The sequence below is a fragment of the Streptomyces sp. cf386 genome (assembly GCF_900103585.1).
Classification (GTDB): domain Bacteria; phylum Actinomycetota; class Actinomycetes; order Streptomycetales; family Streptomycetaceae; genus Streptomyces.
On sequence record NZ_FNHV01000010.1, the window covers coordinates 80,607 to 100,011 of the forward strand.

Genomic DNA, 19,405 nt, shown 5'->3' on the forward strand with positions numbered 1-19,405 from the left:
TGGAGAGTTCGTCTCAAAGGCGAAGGCCCCCCGCGCTGGCGAGAGGCCTTCACTGTCTGTGCGCCGCCAGGGACTCGAACCCCGGACCCGCTGATTAAGAGTCAGCTGCTCTAACCAACTGAGCTAGCGGCGCCTACTGACCTCGTGAACTCTACATGACCTCCGGGGGTGCTCTTGACCACCGATCGGGAGCGGGTGGGGGCGGCCGGGTCGCCGTAAACCATTCGGACCGTCAACATGCGAGTCCGGAAGACAGTTGTGAAACTGACGGTGTGTACAGCTGTGGAAATTTCCGACTGGAGTGTGAGGGGAATCGCATGGAGACTCGGACTCCGGTATTCGAGGAATTCGATCCGGAGAGTGACTGCGACTGCCCCGGGTGCGTTCACTGGCGGCGCGTCCTACCGCATTCCACGACCGCTCGCCACCCGGCGGCCGGCCGGGCGCTGATCGTCGCCGCAGCCGCCTCCACCACCCTCGCCGTCGGCCACACGGCCCCGGCCCTGGCCGCCCCCCACGTCTCCGATCGCCCCGGCGTTCCCACAGGTGGCGAGCCTGATTCCCCCCAGGGCGGCAAGGCGCCGCTGCACGGCCCGGGCGGGCAGCCGGCCAAGCCGGGCCCGGTGAAGACGCCCGAGGCCACCCGCGCGGAGATCATCAAACGGGCCAAGAAATGGGTCGCAGCGAAGGTGCCGTACAGCATGTCCCGGTACTGGTCCGATGGATACCGGCAGGACTGCTCGGGCTTTGTCTCGATGGCCTGGAAGCTGCCCGGAAACGAATGGACGGGCAGCCTCGGCCAGTACGGCGTACGCATCGCGAGGGCAGATCTGCAGCCCGGCGACATTCTGCTGTTCCACAATCCGGATGACCCCCAGCGGGGCTCGCACGTCGTCATTTTCGGCGGCTGGACGGACTACCGGCACACCCACTACGTCGCCTACGAGTCGACCCGCCCCCACGCCCGTCGGCTGATCACCCCGTACGCCTACTGGAGCCACTCCGACCGCTATGTCGCCTACCGCTACAAGGGGCTGGTGAGCACCGCGACGGGTACGAAACCGGACACCGCCGAGCCGGATCCCGCTAAGCCGGACACCACCAAGCCGGACCCCGTCAAACCGGAGGACGCCAAGCTGGACACCACCAAGCCGGACCCCGCCAAACCGCAGGGCGCCAAGCCGGAGGACGCCAAGCGCGCGGTGCCCTTCCCCGGGCGGGCGTATTTCGGCCCCGGGGCCAACAACAAGCACGTCACCCAGTTGGGCCGCATGCTCGCCGAGCGCGGCGCCGGCCGGTACTTCCCCGCCGGCCCCGGCCCGCGCTGGACCGACGCGGACCGCAAGGCCACCCGGGCCTTCCAGCTGGCGCAGGGCTGGCGGGGCCGGGACGCGGACGGGCTGCCGGGGCCGCGGACGTGGGTGCTGCTGGTGACGGGCAAGGGCAAGGACGTCCAGGCGGAGGGGACGGTCGGGCCGGACGGCCAGGCGGTGCCGGCGGCGCCCGCGTCGCACGGGGTGGCGGGGTATCCGGGGCGGGCGATGTTCCGGCCGGGCGCCAACAACAAGTACGTCACCCAGCTCGGAAAGCAACTGGTGAAGAAGGGATTCGGCAAGCATTTCAAGACCGGCCCGGGATCGCGCTGGGGCGAGACGGACCGGCGAGCCGTCGAGGCATTCCAGCGCGCCCAGGGCTGGCGGGGCGGCGCGGCGGACGGCTATCCGGGGCCGGAGACCTGGCGGCGGCTGTTCTCGTAGGCGGCGACCGTTCTCACCACCCACTTGTGACGCATCTGGCGCGGAGGCTGGAGGCACGCATGACCACGACCACTTCTCACACACCCGACTCGGAGGGCGGCCCGGACGGAGGGACGGCGCCTCGCCCCGGGCGGCTGATCCAGAACGAGGTGACCACCGAGATCCCGGTCCATCTGCTGTTCCGCGACGGCCCCGACCCGGTGTCCGTGCCGCTCAGCCCGACGGTCGTGGCGCGTCGGCAGGGCACGGGGGAGCAGCCGCGGGTGCGCCGTCCGACGCAGCCGAAGCCGCGTCCCGAGCCGCAGGTCGACCCCGAACTGGTGGAGCGGCCCGCGCGGGTGCTGCCCGGGGCGGCGGGGGTGCTCGCCGGGGCCTGCGGGGCGGCCGGGTGTCTGGCCACCTCATGGTGGGCCGGGGTGCTGCCGCCGCTCGTGGTGGACGCGCTGCGCCTGCCGGTGTCCGCGGGGGCGGGGCTGGGGCCGGCGCAGTGGGCGGCGTACACGGGGGCCGGGGCGCTGGGGCTCTTCGGGCTCGGCGGGCTGGCGCGCGGGCAGACCGGGCGGGCCTGGGTGCTCGGGCTGTTCGGCCGCTACCGGGGAACGGTCCGGCGCACCGGCCTGCTGTGGGTCAACCCGTTGCTGCTGCGCCGCCGCGTCGACGTACGGCTGCGGCACTGGCGCAGCGAGCAGCTGCCGGCGGCGGACGGCAACGGGGTCGCGCTGTGCACCGTCGTCCTGGTGGTGTGGCGGGTGAAGGACACGGCGCGGGCGACGCTCGGGGTGGAGGACCACGAGACGTATCTGCGCGAGTGCGTCGAGGCGGCGCTGGCCCGGGTGCCGGTGGAGATGCCGGGTGCGACGCGGGGGTCCGTCGAGACGACCGCGGACACCTTGACCCGGTTGGTGGTACGGGACGCGGGCGCGGTCGGCCTGGAGGTGTTCTCGGTGCGGCCGGTGCGGGTGGAGTACGCGCCCGAGGTCGCCGCCGCCATGCACCGCCGTCGTATCGCCGCGCTGGACGCGCAGCACCGGGCGACCATGCTCACCTCGGTCGTCGACTCGGTGGAGGACACGGTGACGCGGCTGACCGTGCGGGGTCTGGTCGAGCTGGACGACTACGAACGCAAGGCGCTGGTCAAGGACTTGACGGTGGCGTTCTGCGTGGGGCGGGGCGAGACGGGCGCCTAACGGCTCGGCGGACGGCCCGCCGAACATGTCCCTCGATTGGTATGGACATGTTCAACAGTCAGCAATAATCTGGGACTTGGTCTAGACCTGCAAGCTCGCCGAACTTCCCCCACGTTCCCAGGAGCAGCAGCATGCGCAGAAAGACCAAGTTGTACGCCGCCGCGCTCGGACTCACCACGGCCGGGGCCCTCGTGCTCTCCGCCGGAGGCGCGAGCAGCCACGGCTACACCGACCTCCCCATCAGCAGGCAGAAGCTCTGCCAGAACGGCACCGTGACCAACTGCGGCTCCATCCAGTGGGAGCCGCAGAGCGTCGAGGGCCCGAAGGGCTTCCCCGGCTCCGGACCGGCCGACGGACAGATATGCAACGCCGGCCTCGGTCAGTTCAGCCAGCTCAGCGCCCCGACGACACCGTCCGGCGCCGCGTGGCCCACCACCCGGGTGTCGGGCGGTCAGAGCTACACGTTCCGCTGGCAGTTCACCGCCATGCACGCCACGACCGACTTCAAGTACTACGTCACCAAGCCGGGCTGGAACCAGAACCACAACCTGGCCCGCTCCGACCTCAACCTCACCCCGTTCCTGACGGTCCCGTACAACGGGCAGCGGCCACCGGCCACGCTCTCCCACAGCGGCACCCTGCCGTCCGGGCTGAGCGGTCATCACGTCATCCTCGCGGTGTGGACGGTCCACGACACGAGCAACGCGTTCTACGCCTGCTCGGACGTCACGTTCTGAGGTTCTCTTGAGTCAGCGCCCGGGCCGGCGTGGGTACGTTCCTCCCACGCCGGCCGAACGAGGGCCGCGCACGGCCTTCGGGGGAGCTCATGGAAGTCTTCTTCTACATCGTGCCCACGCTCATGATCGCGGTGGCCTCCTTCGCCGCGATCGTGGTGATCCGCCGCTCTCTGCGGGTCAGTCGCGCCTGGAGCAGCGGCCTGACCGCCGAGGCGCGCTGTCTGCGGACGTACACCACGACGAGCGGCGGAGGCGACACGGCGGTGCGTACGACCCTGCACCACGTCTACGAGTTCGTCACGCGCGACGGTCGCCCGGTCCGGTTCGACGAGGGGGGTGGCCCGGGAACGGTTCTCGAGGGCGACATCGTCACCGTGCACTATGTGGCGGAGCGCCCGGAGCACGCGACGGCCAAGCCCCCGGCGCCCGGGAGGCTCGCGGCGGGCACGGGATGCCTGCTGGCCTTCCTCGGGGTGTTCATCCTGTTCGCCTTCGGCTTCATGGCGGTGGCGTACGCGATGTTCTCGACCGCGGGGGACGTCATGCAGCCCTAGGCTCCACATCTGACGGTCCATCAACTACCGTGCGCGTCCATGGAGTCCACTACAGGTCGGACGGTCGCGGAACTCGTGGCGGCGCGGTGGGGAGACCACCGGCCCGGGCTGTGGTGCGAAGGGCAGGCGCTCACCCATCACCAGGTGGCGACGGGTGCCGCCGCCCGGGCGGCCCTGCTGGCCGACCTCGTGCCGCCCCGTTCGCACATCGGCGTTCTGCTCGACAACACCCCTGAATACCCACTGTGGTTGAGCGCGGCGGCGCTCGCGGGAGCCGCCGTCGCCGGGATCAACCCCACCCGTCGGGGCCCCGAACTCGCCCGCGACATCCTGCACACCGAGTGCCGGATCCTGATCACCGAGCGGGGTCGTCTGCCGCTGCTCGACGGCCTCGAACTACCCGGCGTACGTCTGCTGTCGACCGACTCGGCGGAGTACGACGCCCTGCTCGCGCCCTACGTCGACGCCCGCCCCGACCCCTCCCGCGCCACCCCGCACGACCGCCTCCTGCTCTACTTCACCTCCGGCTCGACCGGTGCCCCCAAGGCCGCGATCTGCACCCAGGGCCGACTGGCGGCAGCCGGGCGCTCCCTGGCCGACCAGTTCGGTGTCCACCCCGACGACGTGCACTACATCTGCATGCCGATGTTCCACGGCAACGCGGTCATCGCCGACTGGGCACCCGCCCTCGCGGCCGGCGCGGGAGTGGCGCTGCGGCGACGGTTCTCGGCGTCGGGGTTCCTGGCGGACGTACGGCGGTATCGGGCCACGTACTTCACCTACGTCGGCCGAGCGATCCAGTACCTCCTCGCCACCGAGCCCGGCCCCGACGACCGGGACCACGCGCTACGGCTCGGCTTCGGCACCGAGGCGGGCGCCGTGGACGCGGCGGCGTTCGAGCGGCGGTTCGGGGTGCGGCTGGTGGAGGGGTACGGGTCGTCCGAGGGCGGGGCCGCCGTGCAGTGGTCGCCGGGGACGCCGGCGGGGGCCGTGGGGCGGGCGGCGCCCGGGCTCGTCGTACTCGATCCGCAGACCTGCGCGGAGTGTCCGCCGGCCGTCTTCGACGCGGGAGGGCGGCTGGTCAACGGCGACGAGGCCATCGGGGAGCTGGTCAACCGGGGGCCGAACCCCTTCGAGGGGTACTGGCGCAACCCCGAGGCGGAGGCGGAGCGGCGGCGGGCGGGCTGGTACTGGACGGGGGACCTGTTCTGCCGGGACGCGGAGGGCTATCTGTACTTCGCGGGGCGCGGTGACGACCGGCTCAGGGTGGACGGCGAGAACCTGTCCGCCGCGATGATCGAGAACATCCTCGCCCGGTACGAGGGCGCGGACGCCGTCGCCGTGTACGCGGTGCCGGATCCGGTGACCGGGGACCAGGTCATGGCGACGATCGCGGGGGAGTTCGACGCGGCGGGATTCGCCGGGTTCCTGGCCGCCCAGCCGGATCTGGGGACGAAGATGGCGCCCCGGTTCGTGCGGGTGGCGGAGCGGATGCCGGTGACCGCCACGAACAAGATCCATCGGGCGGGGCTGAGGAAGGAGGGTCTGCGGTGCGCCGACCCGGTGTGGTGGCGGCCGGCCGGGGAGCGGGCGTACCGGAGGCTGACCGAGGCGGATGTCCTGGCGTACGTCGAAGGGCCTCTCGCTCCCACGAGAGGCCCTTCGTCTGTGCGCCGCCAGGGACTCGAACCCCGGACCCGCTGATTAAGAGTCAGCTGCTCTAACCAACTGAGCTAGCGGCGCATGACTCCCGCCGACCGCGATTTTGTGTGCCTCGCGGCGGCGACGAAGAAAATACTACCTGGTGCGCAGGGGTGCTTCAGACCACCGTCGCGCGCGGCGCTCAGGACTGGATCGCGAGCGACAGCAGCACCGGCGTCGCGCTCCGGTTCAGTGTGTCCGCCGCCTGCTTCAGCCGGTGGGCGTGCTCGATCGGGAGGGACAGGGCCAGGCAGCCCACCGACGATCCGGCCGTGATCGGGACCGCCGCGCACACCGTGCCCACCGCGTACTCCTGGAGGTCGAGGTGGGGGACCGTCGGCGGCTGGGACTCCAGGCGGGAGAGCAGCACCCTGTCGCTGGTGATCGTGCGTGAGGTGAGGCGGGCCATCTTGTGGCGGGAGAGGTGGTCGCGCCGCCCGTTGTGGTCGAGCTGGCCGAGCAGGCTCTTGCCGATCGCGGTGGCGTGGGCGGAGGAGCGGAAGTCGACCCACTCGTTGACCACGGGCGTGGCCGGGCCGGCGGCGTACTGGTCGATCTTGACCTCGCCGTCGATGTACCGGCTGACGTAGACGGCGGCGCCGACCGAGTCGCGCAGCCGGTCCAGGGTGCGCTGGAGGTTCTCGCGCAGGGCCTGCTCGCGGCCCTGCGCGGAACCGAGTCGGGCGAGCGCGTCGCCCGTGACATACGCGCCGTCGGCGACCTGCTCGACGTAGCCCTCGCGGCGCAGCATTCGCAGCAGGCCGGTCAGGCGCTCCGGGCCTATGCCCGTCTGCCGGGCGAGCTCGGCGTCGGTGACTCCGGTGCTGTGCCGCGCCACGGTCTCCAGGACGCGCAGGGCGTCCTGGGCCGAGTGGTACGGGGCGGTCGGCTCGTGCGTCAGCGCCACGGTTCCCCCTGCGGTCGCACATCGCTTGTCGAATGGGCCGGGTTGCAGTCAGCCAATCCCCACCACGATAACCGGCAAGAGGCTTGTAGTGAGCGGTTGTTGACGAGATTGCGATGCCCTCAACTGCGGTCTAGCACTCTGGCATATGACAAAGGCATGCACCGCCGCGCAGCGTCGACAGCGGTCACCGTCGACAGCAGTCACCGCCGACCGAGGTCACAGCACCGCGCTGAGGAACTCCCGGGTCCTGTCGTTCTCGGGGTCGTTGAAGATCTTCTCCGGCGGGCCGGACTCGATGACCCGGCCGGAGTCGAACATCAGGACCTGGTCCGAGATGTCCCGGGCGAAGTTCATCTCGTGGGTCACACAGAGCATGGTGATGTCGGTGGTGCGGGCGATGTCACGGAGGACGTCGAGCACGCCCGCGACCAGCTCCGGGTCCAGCGCCGAGGTCACCTCGTCCAGCAGCAGCACCTGCGGCCGCATCGCCAGCGCCCGCGCGATCGCCACCCGCTGCTGCTGGCCGCCGGACAGCTGGGTCGGGCGGGCGTCGCACTTGTCGGCGAGACCCACCATCTCCAGCAGCTCGCGGGCGCGCGCCTCAGCCTCGTCCTTGGACAGGCCGAGGACGGTGACCGGGGCCTCGGTGATGTTGCGCAGCACGGTCATGTTCGGGAACAGGTTGAACTGCTGGAACACCATCCCGATCTTCTTGCGGACCTCGCGGACCTGCTTCTCCGGGGCCGGGAAGAGCTGGTCCCCGGCGACCCTGATCGTGCCCTCGTCCGGCTTGATCAGCGTCATCAGCATCCGCAGGATCGTCGTCTTGCCCGAGCCGGACGGGCCGATCAGGGTGACGTGCTTGCCGGACGCGACGGAGAAGTCGAGCCCGTCGAGCACCGTGTTGGACCCGAAGCGCTTGGTGACGTGGTCGAAGCGGATCAGCTCGCCGCCGTCCACCGGCGGATTGGCGCTCGCGTCGGGATCTTTCATCAGAGGGGTGTCAGCGGACAAGGCGTCGCTCCAGGGCTCGTACGAGAAGGGAGGCCGGATAGGCGATGAGGATGAAGGCCACTCCGATGACCGTCAGGGGCTCGGTGAACTGGAAGTTCTCCTGCGCGAACAGCCGCGCCGAGCCGAGCATCTCCATGACCGTGATCGTCATCAGGATCGGCGTGTCCTTGAGCATCGCGATGACGTAGTTGCCGAGGGCCGGCACGACCCGGCGGATCGCCTGCGGCAGGATCACCACCTGCCACGTCCTGGTCGTCGGCAGGTTCAGTGCCGTCGCGGCCTCCCACTGGCCGACGGGCACCGCCTCGATGCCGGCGCGGTAGACCTGCATCGTGTACGTCGAGTAGTGCAGCCCGATCGCGAAGACGCCGGTGGCCAGCGCCGAGAAGGTGATGCCCCACTCGGGCAGCACGTAGAAGAGGAAGAACAGCTGCACCAGCAGCGGGGTGTTGCGGATGAACTCCGTGACCGCCCCGACCGGCCAGCGCACCCAGCGGCTCGGCGTGCGCATCAGCAGCGCCCACACCAGGCCGAGCGCGAACGAGATCAGCGAGCCGATGGCCAGGATCTGCAGGGTGAGCAGCAGCCCGTCCCAGAATCGCGGCATGAAGTCGGCGACAGCGCCCCAGTCCCAGGTCATCAGGAAGCACCTCCCGCGCCCACGCCGCCGAGCGAACCTGCGGCGCCCACGCCGGTCGTCTCAGGACGGCGCAGCTCCTGGTCGGGTGTGCGCCCGACCGGCTTGCCCAGCCCTGCCTTGAGTTTGCGTTCCAGTCCGCGCATGCCCCGGGTGAGCAGGAAGGCGATGACGAAGTAGATCAGCAGGATGTAGGTGTAGATCTCGGCGCTCTCCTGCAGCGCGAGCCGCACCAGGTTGGCGCTGAAGGCCAGGTCGCCCATGCCCATCACGGACACCAGCGCGGTGCCCTTCAGCAGCTCCACCAGCAGGTTGGTGAAGGACGGGATCATCTCCGGCACCGCCTGCGGCAGCAGGATCAGCCGCATGCGCTGCCACGGCGTGAAGCTGAGCGCGATTCCGCCCTCGCGCTGCGCCGGGTCGACGGAGTTCAGCGCGCCGCGCACGATCTCGGCGCCGTACGCGCCGTACGTCAGCCCCAGTGCGAGCGTGCCGGCCCACAGGGGCACCAGCTGCCAGCCGAAGGCCACCGGCAGGACGAAGAACACCCAGAAGATCATGATCAGGGCGGAGGTCCCGCGGAACACCTCCGTGTAGAAGCCCGCGAGGAAGCGGACGATCCACAGCCGGTGGGTGCGGGCCATGCCGACCACGAAGGCGACCGCCACGGCCAGCAGCCCGCTCAGGACGAGCAGCTGGACGGTGGTCCAGATCCCTTTGAGTACGAGTTCCCAGAGTCCCGAGGTCATCCGCCCGTCCCCCCTCCGCACAGCTCCTTCGCGGTGAGGTCGGTCATCTCGGCCTCGGTGAAGCCGAAGGGCTTGAGGATGCGGAACAACTCCCCGCTCTTCTTGAGCCCCCGCAGCTCCGCATTGAAGGCGTCCCGCAGCTTCGTCTCGGTCGGCCGGAAGGCGAACGCGCCGCCGTCGACGTGCGGTTTGCCGCCGACGAGGGGCGTGAAGGCCTTGGTGGCCTCCGCCTTTCCGGACTTCTTGACGACCTCCCGGGTGGTGAGCGCCGTACCGGCGAAGACGTCGACACGCCCCGCCTCGACGGCGTTCAGCCCGGCTACCTGGTCCGGCACGATGAGGATGTCGCTCTCCTTGTATCCCGCCTCGACGGCGTACTGGATCTCGGCGTAGCCGGTCCCGGTGGCGAACCTGGCCTTCTTCTCGACGACGTCCTTGTAGTCGTGCAGCCCCTTCGGGTTGCCCTTGCGGACGATGAAGGAGTCGAGCATCTGGTAGTCGGGGTCGGAGAAGATGACCTGCTCACAGCGCTCGGGATTGACGTACATCCCGGCGGCGACGACGTCGAACTGCTGCGAGTTGAGCCCGGGAATCAGCGACCCGAACTCGGTCGGCACCGGCTGTACCCGGTCGACGCCCAGCCGTTTGAAGATGACCTTGGCCAACTCCGGCGCCTCGCCGGTCAGATCGCCGTTCTTGTCGATGTAGCCGAAGGGGATCTCCCCTGCGATACCGAGCCGTACGACGCCCGCCGCCCTCAGCCGGTCGAGCAGGTCACCGCCGTCCTCGGTCGATGCGGTGGCCACACGTGTGCAGCCGGCCGCCCCCAGCGCGCCGAGCGCCGCCACCCCCGCGAGCAGCGTTCGGCGCGTGGTCCCAGGTGTGTCTCTGTCGTTCCCATTAGGTGGAGCCATGGCGGCGCGGCTACCCGAGACCATGCGATGTATGCACTATGGAGTGCATGGCTGACCGCTACCTCGAAGTCTCGCTGGTCAAGCGTGGAATCACCTGCACGGCAAAACTGCTGGACGATCGCGCCCCCGTCACCTGCGCGGCCGTGTGGGACGCCCTTCCGCTGAGCAGCGAGGTCTATCACGCGAAATACGCCCGCAACGAGATCTACGCCCTGTTCCCACCGTTCGCGACATCGGAACCACCCCTGGAAAACCCGACCATCACCCCCATTCCAGGAGATCTCTGCTATTTCTCCTTCGCCGGCACCGAACTGAGCACCAAGTCCTACGGCTACGACCGTGAGGTCCGCCCCGGCACGACCCTCGTCGACCTGGCCCTGTTCTACGAGCGCAACAACCTGCTCCTCAACGGCGACGTGGGCTGGGTGCCCGGCATCGTCTGGGGCCAGGTCGTGGAGGGGCTGGAGGAGATGGCCCAGGGCTGCAACGACCTGTGGCGGTCGGGGGCGCTGGGGGAGTCGCTGAGGTTCCGGCGGCTGGAGGGGTAGAACTCGGCCTTCCTCGGCCAGACTTGTGCCATGTCGAACACGATCGCCGGGCTGCTCGGTGGTGTCATCGGGGCGTTGATCTCGGCTCTCGCCATGTTCCTCGGCCCGCTGGCACACCAGCGGCAGATCGCCCGGCAGGAGCGGGCGCGGGCCGACCGTGAAGCGACCCAGGTCCAGTTGCAGCGGGTGGCCCGGGCCCGTACGGCGATCCGGGCGTGGTACGGCTTCCTGAGTCGCGCCCTCAGCGACCTGGAAGCCGGCCGCGCCCTGGACGCGGAGCGGTTCCTCGCACAGTCCGACGCCATGAAGAACGAGGCGAGGGCAGCCTCCGACGAGCTGCTGGGCGGTGGACTGTGGATCGGATCGAACCAGTTCGGTGCCTTCGAGCAGGTGACGGAGCTGCTGCGCGCTCATCACACCGGGAACGTCGGCGCCGACGGCCGGGCGCTGCTCGTCGAGGAGGATCTGGGCGGTGGTGTGGCGCGGCGTTGGCAGCGCGAACTCCACGGCTCCAGAGCGAGTCTGAACGAGAGTCTCCTGTCCTACGTCGAACGGCTGCAGGACAGGCCCGTCGAAGTGATCGGCACCGGCGCGACGGTCAGGTCCCGGAGGGCCTGAGTCCGGCGATCCCGGCCTCGTACAGCGCATGCGCCGCCCGCAGCACCAGATCGTCCCGGTGCCGGGCGGCCACCAACTGCAGGCCGATCGGCAGACCGTCCCCGTCCCGGCCGACGGGGACGGTGGCCGCCGGCTGCTGGGTGAGGTTGAAGGGGTACGTGAACGGGGTCCAGCCCGTCCACCTGCGATGCCCCGATCCCTTGGGGACCTCCGTGCCCGCCTCGAAGGCGGTGATCGGGAGGGTCGGGGTGACGAGGAGGTCGTAGGTGTCGTGGAAGCGGCCCATGCGCCGGCCGAGTTCCATACGGACGTCGACCGCGGCCAGGTAGTCGAGCGCGGTCAGGCGGGCGCCGACGCCGCAGATCTCCCGTAGGCCCGGGTCGAGCAACTCCCGCTGGTGCGGGCCGAGATGCTGGGTCACCCGGGCCGCCCCGGTGAACCACAGGGTGTGGAAGGCGTCCACCGGGTCGGTGAAGTCGGGGTCGGTCTCCTCGACGTACGCCCCCAGCCCCGCCAGCCGCTCCACGGCCCGCCGTACGGCCGCCGCGACCGCCGGGCGCACCGCCACCTGCCCGCCGAGGGAGGGCGAGTAGGCGACGCGCAGCCCGTGCACGCCGCCGGTCAATCCCGCCACGAAGGAACCCGGCGCCGGCGGGAGCGCCGACCAGTCGCGGGAGTCGGGCGTGCCGATGACATCGAGAAGCAGCGCCGCGTCGGCCGCGTCGCGGGTCATCGGGCCGACGTGGGCCAGGGTGCCGAAGGCGCTCGCGGGGTAGAGCGGGACGCGGCCGTACGTCGGTTTCAGGGCGAAGATGCCGCAGAACGCCGCCGGGATACGGACACTGCCGCCGCCGTCGGTGCCGAGCGCGAGCGGCCCCGCGCCGAGGGCCACGGCAGCCGCCGCGCCGCCGCTGGAGCCGCCGGCGGTGCGGGTCGGGTCGTACGGATTGCGGGTGACGCCGGACAGGGGCGAGTCGGTGACGCCCTTCCAGCCGAACTCGGGGGTCGTGGTCTTGCCGAGGAAGACGGCGCCGTGCGCGCGCAGCCGGGCCACGGAGGGGGCGTCCTCGTCCCAACGGCCCTTCTCGGAGAGGGTCTCCGAGATGGTCTTCGAGCCCTTCAGCGTCGGTCCGCCGCGCATCAGCAGGATGTCCTTCACGGTGACCGGGACACCGTCGAGCAGCCCGGCCGGTTCACCGCGCCGCCAGCGTTCGGCCGACTCGGCGGCTCGGGCGAGGGCCTCGTCGGCGGTGAGGCGTACGAAGGCGTTGACCTCCGGCTGGATCCGCTCGGCCCGCTCCAGGGCGGCACGGGTGGCGTCGACGGGGCTGAACCGCCCTTCTCGGTAGCCGTCGAGGAGTTGTACGGCGGTCAGTTCGGTGAGATCCGTCATGCGTCGCCCTCCAGCCGTAGACGTCAGCGTCCGGGTACGTACCCACGCTGCTTGTCGACCACGTTCAGCAGCGGCCTGCCCGCCTCCCACCTCTCGTACAACTCCACGAACTGCGTACCGAGTTCATCCCGCCAGCCGATCGTGTCCCCGCTCATGTGCGGCGAGACGATCAGCCCCGGCAGCCCCCACAACGGGCTGTCGGGACCGAGGGGCTCGTGCTCGAAGACGTCGAGCGCGGCCCCCGCGATCCAGCGCCTGGTGAGGGCCTCGGCCAGGGCGTCCTCCACGACAAGCTGCCCGCGCCCGACGTTGATGAACCGGGCGGAGGGCTGCATGACGCCGAAGCGGCGGGTGTCGAACATGCCGTGCGTCTGCTCGGTGAGCGGGGCGGCGGCGATCACCCAGTCGGCGCGGGCGATCAGCCGGTCGAGGTCGTCCGGGCCGTGGATACCGGTGCGCGGGACCCGGCCGACCAGCGCGGTGGTGACGTCGAGGGCCTTGAGCGTGCGGGCGATCGTACGACCGATGGGACCGGATCCGACGATGCACGCGCGCGTGCCCGCGACCCGCTGCCCCTCGCGGTGCCGCCACTCCCGGCCGCGCTGGAACTCCAGGGTCCGCGGCAGGTCCTTCGCCATCGCCAGCACCAGCGCGGCGACGTACTCGCCGATCGGCTGGTCGAAGATCCCGCGAGCGTTGGTGACCACGGTGTCGGACGCGGTCAGCTCCGGGCACATCAGATGGTCCACACCCGCACTCGCCGTGTGCACCCAGCGCGGTCTCGGGCCCTCGCCGGGCCAGGCGTCGCGTACGGCGTACGAGGTGAAGTCCCAGACCAGCAGGACGTCGGCGTGGGGCAGCCGCGCGGCGAGGGTCGACTCGTCCGCGTGCTCGACACGGGCGCGGCCGGTGAGGCGGCCGAGGCGGGGGAGGGGATCGGCGTCGAGGACGAGGAGGGTGGGCGGGGAGGCGGGGCCGGGGCGGGAGGCGGGGGTCGGACCGGGGGTGGATGCGGTCATTCGGGGTCGCTTCTCCAGGGGTGTGCGGGGGGTGTGCGGGCGCCCTTTCTCGGAGTTTTACTGGAAGTGCCAGCCGTCTGACATGCGAGGTTTGACCACGCTCGCACCCGAACCTACCTTCGTCAACACGGGCGTACCTACGGTCCGTTGCTCACCTGTTTCTCGTAGTGAGGACGGTGCCTGCCATGAGCTCCATGGACATCTCCTTCCTCGGCGGACCCTGCCCCCAGCGCGGTGTAGGAGTCGTCGCTCCCTTCGACTTCGCGCTGGACCGGGAACTGTGGCGCTGGGTGCCGGACGAGGTCTCCCTGCATCTGACCCGAACACCGTTCGTCCCGGTCGAGGTCAGCCTGGATCTGGCCCGTCTGGTCAGCGAACACGAGACGCTCGGCGACGGCGTCCGCACCCTGACAGCGATCGCACCCGAGGTGGTCGCCTACGCCTGCACCTCCGGCAGTTTCGTCGGCGGTATCGCGGGCGAGCGGGCCATGTGCGAGGCGATGACACAGGCGGGCGCGGTGCCCGCGGTCACCACCTCCGGGGCGCTGCTGGAGGCCCTGACCGAGCTGAACGTACGGCGGGTGGCGCTGGTGACGCCGTACACCGTGTCGGTGACGCGCGCACTGGAGGAGTACGTGGCCGAGGCGGGGGTCTCGGTCACCGGGTGCGAGTTCATGGGGCTGACCCGGCACATCTGGAAGGTGCCGTACCGCGATGTGGCGGACATGGCGCACCGGGCGGTGCGCGGGCCCACGGACGCGCTGTTCATCAGCTGCACCAACCTGCCCACCTACGACGTGATCCCCCAGCTGGAGGCGGAACTGCGCATCCCGGTTCTCTCGGCCAACCAGGTCACGATGTGGGCGGCGCTGCGTCGGCTGGGTACCCGAGCGGTGGGGCCGTACCAGGCGCTGATCGATCCGGCGGCGCGTGGCGGTTCCGTACTCCCCGAAGCACTGCCGAACGTGCCGGGCGAAGAACAGCAGCAGGAAGGGCCGACATGACCGCAGGAAGGCTGACATGACCGCACTCGGATTCCTCTACCCGGGCCACTCCGCCGAGGACGACTACCCACGCATCGAGCAGCTGCTCGCCAGCGACATCCGGGTCGACCTGGTGCACACCGACATCGGCGAGGACGCGCACCGGGTGGACGCACTGCGCCGGATGGGCTCGGCCGAGCGGCTCGCGGCGGGCGTGGAGGCGCTGCGGCTGACGGGCGCCGAGGCGGTGGTGTGGGCGTGCACGTCCGGCAGCTTCGTGTACGGCTGGGAGGGCGCCCATGAGCAGGTGCGCACCCTCGCCGTCGCGGCGGGCATGCCGGCGTCGTCGACGTCCTTCGCCTTCGTGCACGCGGTACGGGAGCTAGGGGTGCGGCGGGTGGCGATCGGTGCGACGTACCCCGACGACGTGGCGCAACTCTTCGCGGACTTCCTGCGCGCAGCGGGCGTGGAGGTCGTGTCGGTCCGAGGCTCCGGAATCATCACGGCGGCGGAAGTCGGAACCTGGAGCGACAAGGAGCTGTTCGCCCTGGCCAAGGAGGCGGACCACCCCGACGCCGAGGCGATCCTCCTCCCCGACACGGCCCTGCACACCGCATCCCACCTCCCCGCCCTGGAACACCACCTGGCCAAGCCGGTCCTCACCGCCAACCAGGTCACGGTCTGGGAGGCCCTGAGGCTGACGGCCCGCAGGGTAAACGCACCGGAACTGGGGGCACTGTTCACGAAGGAGCCGATCGTGCAGGTGTAGGAGCGCGCAGGGCTCCACCTCTCCGCCCGGCCAAGGGTTCCGCCCCTTCACCCCGGCCATGGGCTCCGCCCCTTCGCCCCCCCGCCAGGGGGCTCCGCCCCCTGGACCCCCGGGCCTTTGCCCACCCACCACCCGACTCGGTGGGTCAGGAAGCTGGACTCGAAAGGCCTTCGGGCGCCGCTTCTCGACGCCGGCCCGCGGATTTCAGCCCGACCGGCGTCCGAGGCCGAGGTCCCACCGTCCCTGGCCCCCACCCGTCCGGAGGGGGCGTGTTCGTGGAGTGAGGGAGCTCTTTCGGCGCCGGTCTGGGCATTTCGGCCCGTCCGGCGTTTGAGGACGAGTCCGCACCATCCCGAACCCCCACCCGCCCGGAGGGGGCGTGCTCGTGGAATGAGGGCACCCTTTCGGCACTGGCCCAGGCAATGTCAGCCCGTCCGGCGTTTGAGGACAAGGCCCCTTCAGGGCCGAAACGGGGGTCTGGGGGCGGAGCCCCCAGGAAGGCGCCCGGGGTCGAAGGGGCAGAGCCCCTGGAGGATGGGACGGGTAGGGGCGGCGGGGGCGAGGGAATAAAGCGGAGCCCCCCTCCTGTTAACGCGGAACGCACACCGCACGGCAAACCGCAGGAGGCACACGTGGCGGCAGAAACCCCCCACCCCGACGAGATCCGAGGCACGGCACAGGGCACCGCCCCCGTCCCCCTCTCCGTCCTGGACCTCGTCACGGTCAGCGCAGGCCGCACCGCCACCGACGCCCTCCGCACCAGCGTCGAACTCTCCCGCCGAGCCGAAGCCCGCGGCTTCCACCGCTACTGGGTCGCCGAGCACCACTCCATGCCCGGCGTCGCCTCGTCGTCCCCCGCCGTGATCCTCGCCCACCTCGCCGCCCACACCACCCGCATCCGCCTAGGCTCCGGCGGCGTCATGCTCCCCAACCACGCCCCACTGGTCATCGCGGAACAGTTCGGCACCCTGGAGGCCATGGCCCCCGGCCGCATCGACCTCGGCCTCGGCCGCGCCCCCGGCACGGACGGCGCCACAGCAGCGGCCCTCCGCCGCACCGACCACCTCAACGAGGGCGCCGACGACTTCCCCGAGCAACTCGCGGAGCTCACCCGCTTCCTCGACGACGACTTCCCGGACGGCCACCCCTACCGCCGTATCCACGCCATCCCCGGCCCCGTCCAGGCGACGTCACCCGGCGGCGTCCAGTCCCCGCACCGCCCCCCGATCTGGCTGCTCGGCTCCTCCGGCTTCAGCGCCCGCCTCGCCGCGGTCCTCGGCCTGCCCTTCGCCTTCGCGCACCACTTCTCGGCGCGCAACACCGTCCCGGCCCTGGACCTGTACCGCGAGTCCTTCCGGCCCTCCGCCGTCCTCGCCGAGCCGTACGCCCTCATCGGCGTCTCCGCCCTCGCCACCGACGACGAGAAGGAGGCCCGCCGCCAGGTCAGGGCCGCAGCCCTCAGCATGATCCGCCTGCGCACCGGCCGCCCCGGCCTCATCCCCACCCCGGAGGAGGCCGAGGCCTACGAATTCACGCCGATGGAGCGCGAGTTCGCCGACTCCTGGAACGCGGACGTCGTCCACGGCACCCCGGACGAGGTCCGCGCCGGCCTGGACGACCTCCAGAAGCGCACCGGCGCCGACGAGTTGATGATCACGAGCAACGCACCCGGCATGGACGTACGCCTGCGTTCGTACGAACTCATCGCGGACGCCTACGGGTTGCCGACGGGATGATCTCGCCCTGATCTCGTCCTGATCACCCCCTGATCGCGCCCCCTCGTCCCGCCCTCTTCACACCCGCACGCCCAGCAACTCGGAGATACGATCCGGCGGCACCGGCCGCGAGTACAGCCACCCCTGCCCGGTGTCGCAGCCGATCCGGCGCAGCCGCGAGGCCTGCGCCAGCGTCTCCACGCACTCCGCGGTGACCGTCAGCCCCAGCCGGTGGGCCAGCTGGATCATCGCCTCGACGACGACCTCGTCGGCCGGGTTCGGCGGCACGGCCGCGCTGTTGTCGCTCTCGTACTGGAAGCCTCGTACGAAGGAACCGTCCAGCTTCAGGACCGAGACCGGCAGCCGGCTGAGGTACGCCAGGTTCGAGTAGCCGGTGCCGAAGTCGTCGATCGCGATGCGTACGCCCATGTCGCTGAGCGCCTGGAGGTCCTGGAGCGGCCGACCCGCCGAGCCCATCACGGCCGACTCGGTCAGCTCCAACTGGAGCAGATGCGGGGCGAGTTCCGTCTCGTCGAGGATGCGGGCCACGTCCGCCACCAGGTCCGAGTCCCAGACCTGCCGTACCGCCACGTTCACGCTCACGAAGATCGGCGGCTCGTCGGGATGCGCCACCTGCCAGGCGCGCGCCTGACGGCAGGCGGTCGCCAGGATCCAGCGGCCGAGCGGCACGATGGAGCCGTCCTCCTCCGCCAGTCCGATGAACCGATTCGGCGCCAGTACGCCGAACTGAGGATGTTTCCAACGGACAAGCGCCTCGACACCGCGCAGCCGGCCGTCCTCCATGCTCACCAACGGCTGGTATTCCAGGGCGAATTCACCCCGCTCGATGGCCGGCCGGAGGGTGGAGGAGAGGGCCTGGCGGGTCATGAGGTGGGCGTTGCGCTCGGGGTCGAAGAGCGTCCAGCGGTCCTTGCCGTCGGCCTTCGCCCAGTGCAGCGTCGTGTCGGCGGCCTGCATCAGCGCGGTGGGGGTGGTGCCGGTCGCCTGGCGTTCCACGACGCCGATCGACGCCGACACCGACAGCCGCCGGCCGGAGAGGTCGAAGGGTGCTCGTAGGGCTTCGAGCACCGACTCGGCGAGGTCGGCCAGTTGCTCGGTGCCCGTGGAGTCCTCCACGAGCAGGGCGAACTCGTCACCGCCGAGCCGGGCCACCAGCAGGGGGCTCGATCGGGCGTACCCCGCCTCCTCGGCGCAGCGCGTGAGCCGTTCGGCCACGCCGGCCAGCAGGCTGTCGCCGACGCGGTGGCCGAGGGTGTCGTTGATCGCCTTGAAGCCGTCAAGGTCCAGGTAGCACAGGCCGATTCGGCCGGTGGTGCCGCTCTCCTCGTACGACTCCGCCTCCAGCGCCGTCGTCAGACGCTCGAAGAACAGGGTGCGGTTGGGCAGCCGGGTCACCGGATCGTGCATCTGCAAGTGCCGCAGCCGGGCCTGGAGTTCGCGGTGGCCGCTGATGTCGGCGACGGAGAGCAGGACGCCGCCGTGCTCCGCACCGGGCAGCGGCGCGACCGTGACCTGGGCCCAAAGGGAGTGCCCGTCCGGGTGCTTGAGACGGCGTGTGCAGCGCAGTCTGGCCTGACGGCCGCGCAGCACCTCCAGGTACGCGTGCCAGGTGCGGGCGTCGGAGGCGAGGTCCACCAGGTCGGCGGCGACGGAACCGGCCAGTTCCCGGGGTGCCGTGCCGAGCAGGTCGGCGAGGGCGGGGTTGGCGCCGGTGACCAGGCCCTCGCGGTCGACCACGGCCATCGCCAGGGGCGCGGCGGCGAAGGCGGCGGAGTAGGGCGGGGCCCCGGTACCGGGTGATGGTTGCGCGTGACTCTCTGTGACGGCCGACTCGATGAGGTCTGCCGCGGGTGTCGGCCCTTCGGACGTTCCGCTCACCGCTCGCTCCCGCAGTGCACTCGATCTTCGGATGGGTCTCATCGGAATGGTCGGCCGGGAGGCGGTGGTCCGCCGGGCCTTGTCCGTGCAGGGAAAGTGTCAGGAAAGTGTGCCGATCATAGAGGCTGGTCCCCGGCCCTTCCACCCACTGTTCAGTGTTCCCCCGTGAGCCGACCTTCCGACAGATCGTTTCTGCTCGCACCTGGACGGCTTCTTCGGCCCCTCGACCGATTGTGACGTTCCGTGAGCGATTCCGGGGTGTCGGTGGGGGTGGTCTCTCGGGCCTCTCACCCGACCGGCGCAG

At 70.7% G+C, this 19,405-nt stretch carries 18 protein-coding genes and 2 tRNA genes; 10 read left to right on the forward strand and 10 right to left on the reverse strand.

All coding sequences use genetic code 11. From position 1 onward, the window contains the following. Positions 1 to 59: 59 nt before the first annotated feature. Positions 60 to 133, reverse strand: a tRNA-Lys gene (locus tag BLU79_RS25455). A 184-nt stretch (positions 134 to 317) separates the two neighbouring features. Between BLU79_RS25455 and BLU79_RS25460 the strand changes: the two genes are divergently transcribed. The 5 genes from BLU79_RS25460 to BLU79_RS25480 all read left to right on the forward strand — a co-directional run bounded on the left by BLU79_RS25460 (position 318) and on the right by BLU79_RS25480 (position 5,939). Beyond that, entirely contained in the window at positions 318 to 1,757 is a 1,440-nt protein-coding gene (locus tag BLU79_RS25460) for a peptidoglycan-binding protein (RefSeq protein WP_093908217.1), read from the forward strand. 59 nt (positions 1,758 to 1,816) lie between these two features. After that, the gene (locus tag BLU79_RS25465) at positions 1,817 to 2,944 is read left to right on the forward strand and encodes an SPFH domain-containing protein (RefSeq protein WP_093908218.1); all 1,128 of its coding nucleotides are present in this window, start codon (positions 1,817 to 1,819) and stop codon (positions 2,942 to 2,944) included. Between the two features lie 131 nt (positions 2,945 to 3,075). Beyond that, positions 3,076 to 3,681: a lytic polysaccharide monooxygenase auxiliary activity family 9 protein gene (locus tag BLU79_RS25470; protein WP_093908219.1), complete on the forward strand. Its 606-nt coding sequence runs from the start codon at positions 3,076 to 3,078 to the stop codon at positions 3,679 to 3,681. A gap of 89 nt (positions 3,682 to 3,770) precedes the next feature. Continuing rightward, positions 3,771 to 4,235 carry a DUF3592 domain-containing protein gene (locus BLU79_RS25475; protein WP_093908220.1) on the forward strand — a complete coding sequence of 155 codons (465 nt, stop codon included), beginning with the start codon at positions 3,771 to 3,773 and terminating at the stop codon, positions 4,233 to 4,235. Between the two features lie 39 nt (positions 4,236 to 4,274). Next, positions 4,275 to 5,939: an AMP-binding protein gene (locus tag BLU79_RS25480; RefSeq protein ID WP_093908221.1), complete on the forward strand. Its 1,665-nt coding sequence runs from the start codon at positions 4,275 to 4,277 to the stop codon at positions 5,937 to 5,939. Here the strand turns inward: BLU79_RS25480 and BLU79_RS25485 are convergent. The 6 genes from BLU79_RS25485 to ehuB all read right to left on the reverse strand — a co-directional run bounded on the left by BLU79_RS25485 (position 5,905) and on the right by ehuB (position 10,181). Continuing rightward, positions 5,905 to 5,978, reverse strand: a tRNA-Lys gene (locus BLU79_RS25485). The genes BLU79_RS25480 and BLU79_RS25485 overlap by 35 nt on opposite strands. 100 nt (positions 5,979 to 6,078) lie before the next feature. Beyond that, complete coding sequence (locus tag BLU79_RS25490; RefSeq protein WP_093908222.1) at positions 6,079 to 6,843, reverse strand: IclR family transcriptional regulator; 765 nt, start codon at positions 6,841 to 6,843, stop codon at positions 6,079 to 6,081. A gap of 216 nt (positions 6,844 to 7,059) precedes the next feature. Further along, the gene (gene ehuA, locus BLU79_RS25495) at positions 7,060 to 7,836 is read right to left on the reverse strand and encodes an ectoine/hydroxyectoine ABC transporter ATP-binding protein EhuA (RefSeq protein ID WP_093908223.1); all 777 of its coding nucleotides are present in this window, start codon (positions 7,834 to 7,836) and stop codon (positions 7,060 to 7,062) included. Positions 7,837 to 7,846: 10 nt separating this feature from the next. Beyond that, the gene (ehuD, locus tag BLU79_RS25500) at positions 7,847 to 8,497 is read right to left on the reverse strand and encodes an ectoine/hydroxyectoine ABC transporter permease subunit EhuD (protein ID WP_093908224.1); all 651 of its coding nucleotides are present in this window, start codon (positions 8,495 to 8,497) and stop codon (positions 7,847 to 7,849) included. Continuing rightward, positions 8,497 to 9,243 (reverse strand): ectoine/hydroxyectoine ABC transporter permease subunit EhuC, encoded by a 747-nt coding sequence (ehuC, locus tag BLU79_RS25505; protein WP_093908225.1) that lies wholly within the window; start codon positions 9,241 to 9,243, stop codon positions 8,497 to 8,499. Before ehuC ends, ehuD begins: the two co-directional genes overlap by 1 nt. Beyond that, positions 9,240 to 10,181: an ectoine/hydroxyectoine ABC transporter substrate-binding protein EhuB gene (gene ehuB / locus BLU79_RS25510; protein WP_371131938.1), complete on the reverse strand. Its 942-nt coding sequence runs from the start codon at positions 10,179 to 10,181 to the stop codon at positions 9,240 to 9,242. The genes ehuC and ehuB overlap by 4 nt, the downstream gene beginning before the upstream one ends. 23 nt (positions 10,182 to 10,204) lie before the next feature. Here ehuB and BLU79_RS25515 point away from each other — a divergent pair, with 23 nt between their 5' ends. Both BLU79_RS25515 and BLU79_RS25520 read left to right on the forward strand, forming a co-directional pair. Continuing rightward, positions 10,205 to 10,705 carry a DUF3830 family protein gene (locus tag BLU79_RS25515; protein WP_177001173.1) on the forward strand — a complete coding sequence of 167 codons (501 nt, stop codon included), beginning with the start codon at positions 10,205 to 10,207 and terminating at the stop codon, positions 10,703 to 10,705. 30 nt (positions 10,706 to 10,735) lie between these two features. Continuing rightward, positions 10,736 to 11,323 carry a hypothetical protein gene (locus BLU79_RS25520; RefSeq protein ID WP_093908228.1) on the forward strand — a complete coding sequence of 196 codons (588 nt, stop codon included), beginning with the start codon at positions 10,736 to 10,738 and terminating at the stop codon, positions 11,321 to 11,323. Here BLU79_RS25520 and BLU79_RS25525 read toward each other — a convergent pair. Together BLU79_RS25525 and BLU79_RS25530 are read right to left on the reverse strand one after the other, a co-directional pair. Continuing rightward, a complete protein-coding gene (locus tag BLU79_RS25525) occupies positions 11,304 to 12,716 on the reverse strand; it encodes an amidase (RefSeq protein ID WP_093908229.1) in 1,413 nt (470 codons plus the stop codon). The two genes, BLU79_RS25520 and BLU79_RS25525, sit on opposite strands and share 20 nt — an antisense overlap. 23 nt (positions 12,717 to 12,739) lie before the next feature. Next, entirely contained in the window at positions 12,740 to 13,735 is a 996-nt protein-coding gene (locus BLU79_RS25530) for a D-2-hydroxyacid dehydrogenase (RefSeq protein ID WP_093908230.1), read from the reverse strand. 194 nt (positions 13,736 to 13,929) lie between these two features. Between BLU79_RS25530 and BLU79_RS25535 the strand changes: the two genes are divergently transcribed. The 3 genes from BLU79_RS25535 to BLU79_RS25545 all read left to right on the forward strand — a co-directional run bounded on the left by BLU79_RS25535 (position 13,930) and on the right by BLU79_RS25545 (position 17,223). Further along, positions 13,930 to 14,739, forward strand: a complete 810-nt coding sequence (locus BLU79_RS25535; protein WP_093908470.1) for a maleate cis-trans isomerase family protein — start codon at positions 13,930 to 13,932, stop codon at positions 14,737 to 14,739. Positions 14,740 to 14,755: 16 nt separating this feature from the next. Further along, positions 14,756 to 15,487, forward strand: coding sequence for a maleate cis-trans isomerase family protein (locus BLU79_RS25540; protein ID WP_093908231.1), 732 nt, complete (start codon positions 14,756 to 14,758; stop codon positions 15,485 to 15,487). 632 nt (positions 15,488 to 16,119) lie between these two features. Continuing rightward, positions 16,120 to 17,223 carry an LLM class flavin-dependent oxidoreductase gene (locus BLU79_RS25545; RefSeq protein WP_093908232.1) on the forward strand — a complete coding sequence of 368 codons (1,104 nt, stop codon included), beginning with the start codon at positions 16,120 to 16,122 and terminating at the stop codon, positions 17,221 to 17,223. 57 nt (positions 17,224 to 17,280) lie between these two features. Here the strand turns inward: BLU79_RS25545 and BLU79_RS25550 are convergent, their stop codons facing one another. After that, positions 17,281 to 19,101, reverse strand: coding sequence for a putative bifunctional diguanylate cyclase/phosphodiesterase (locus BLU79_RS25550; RefSeq protein WP_093908233.1), 1,821 nt, complete (start codon positions 19,099 to 19,101; stop codon positions 17,281 to 17,283). Between the last annotated feature and the right edge of the window lie 304 nt (positions 19,102 to 19,405).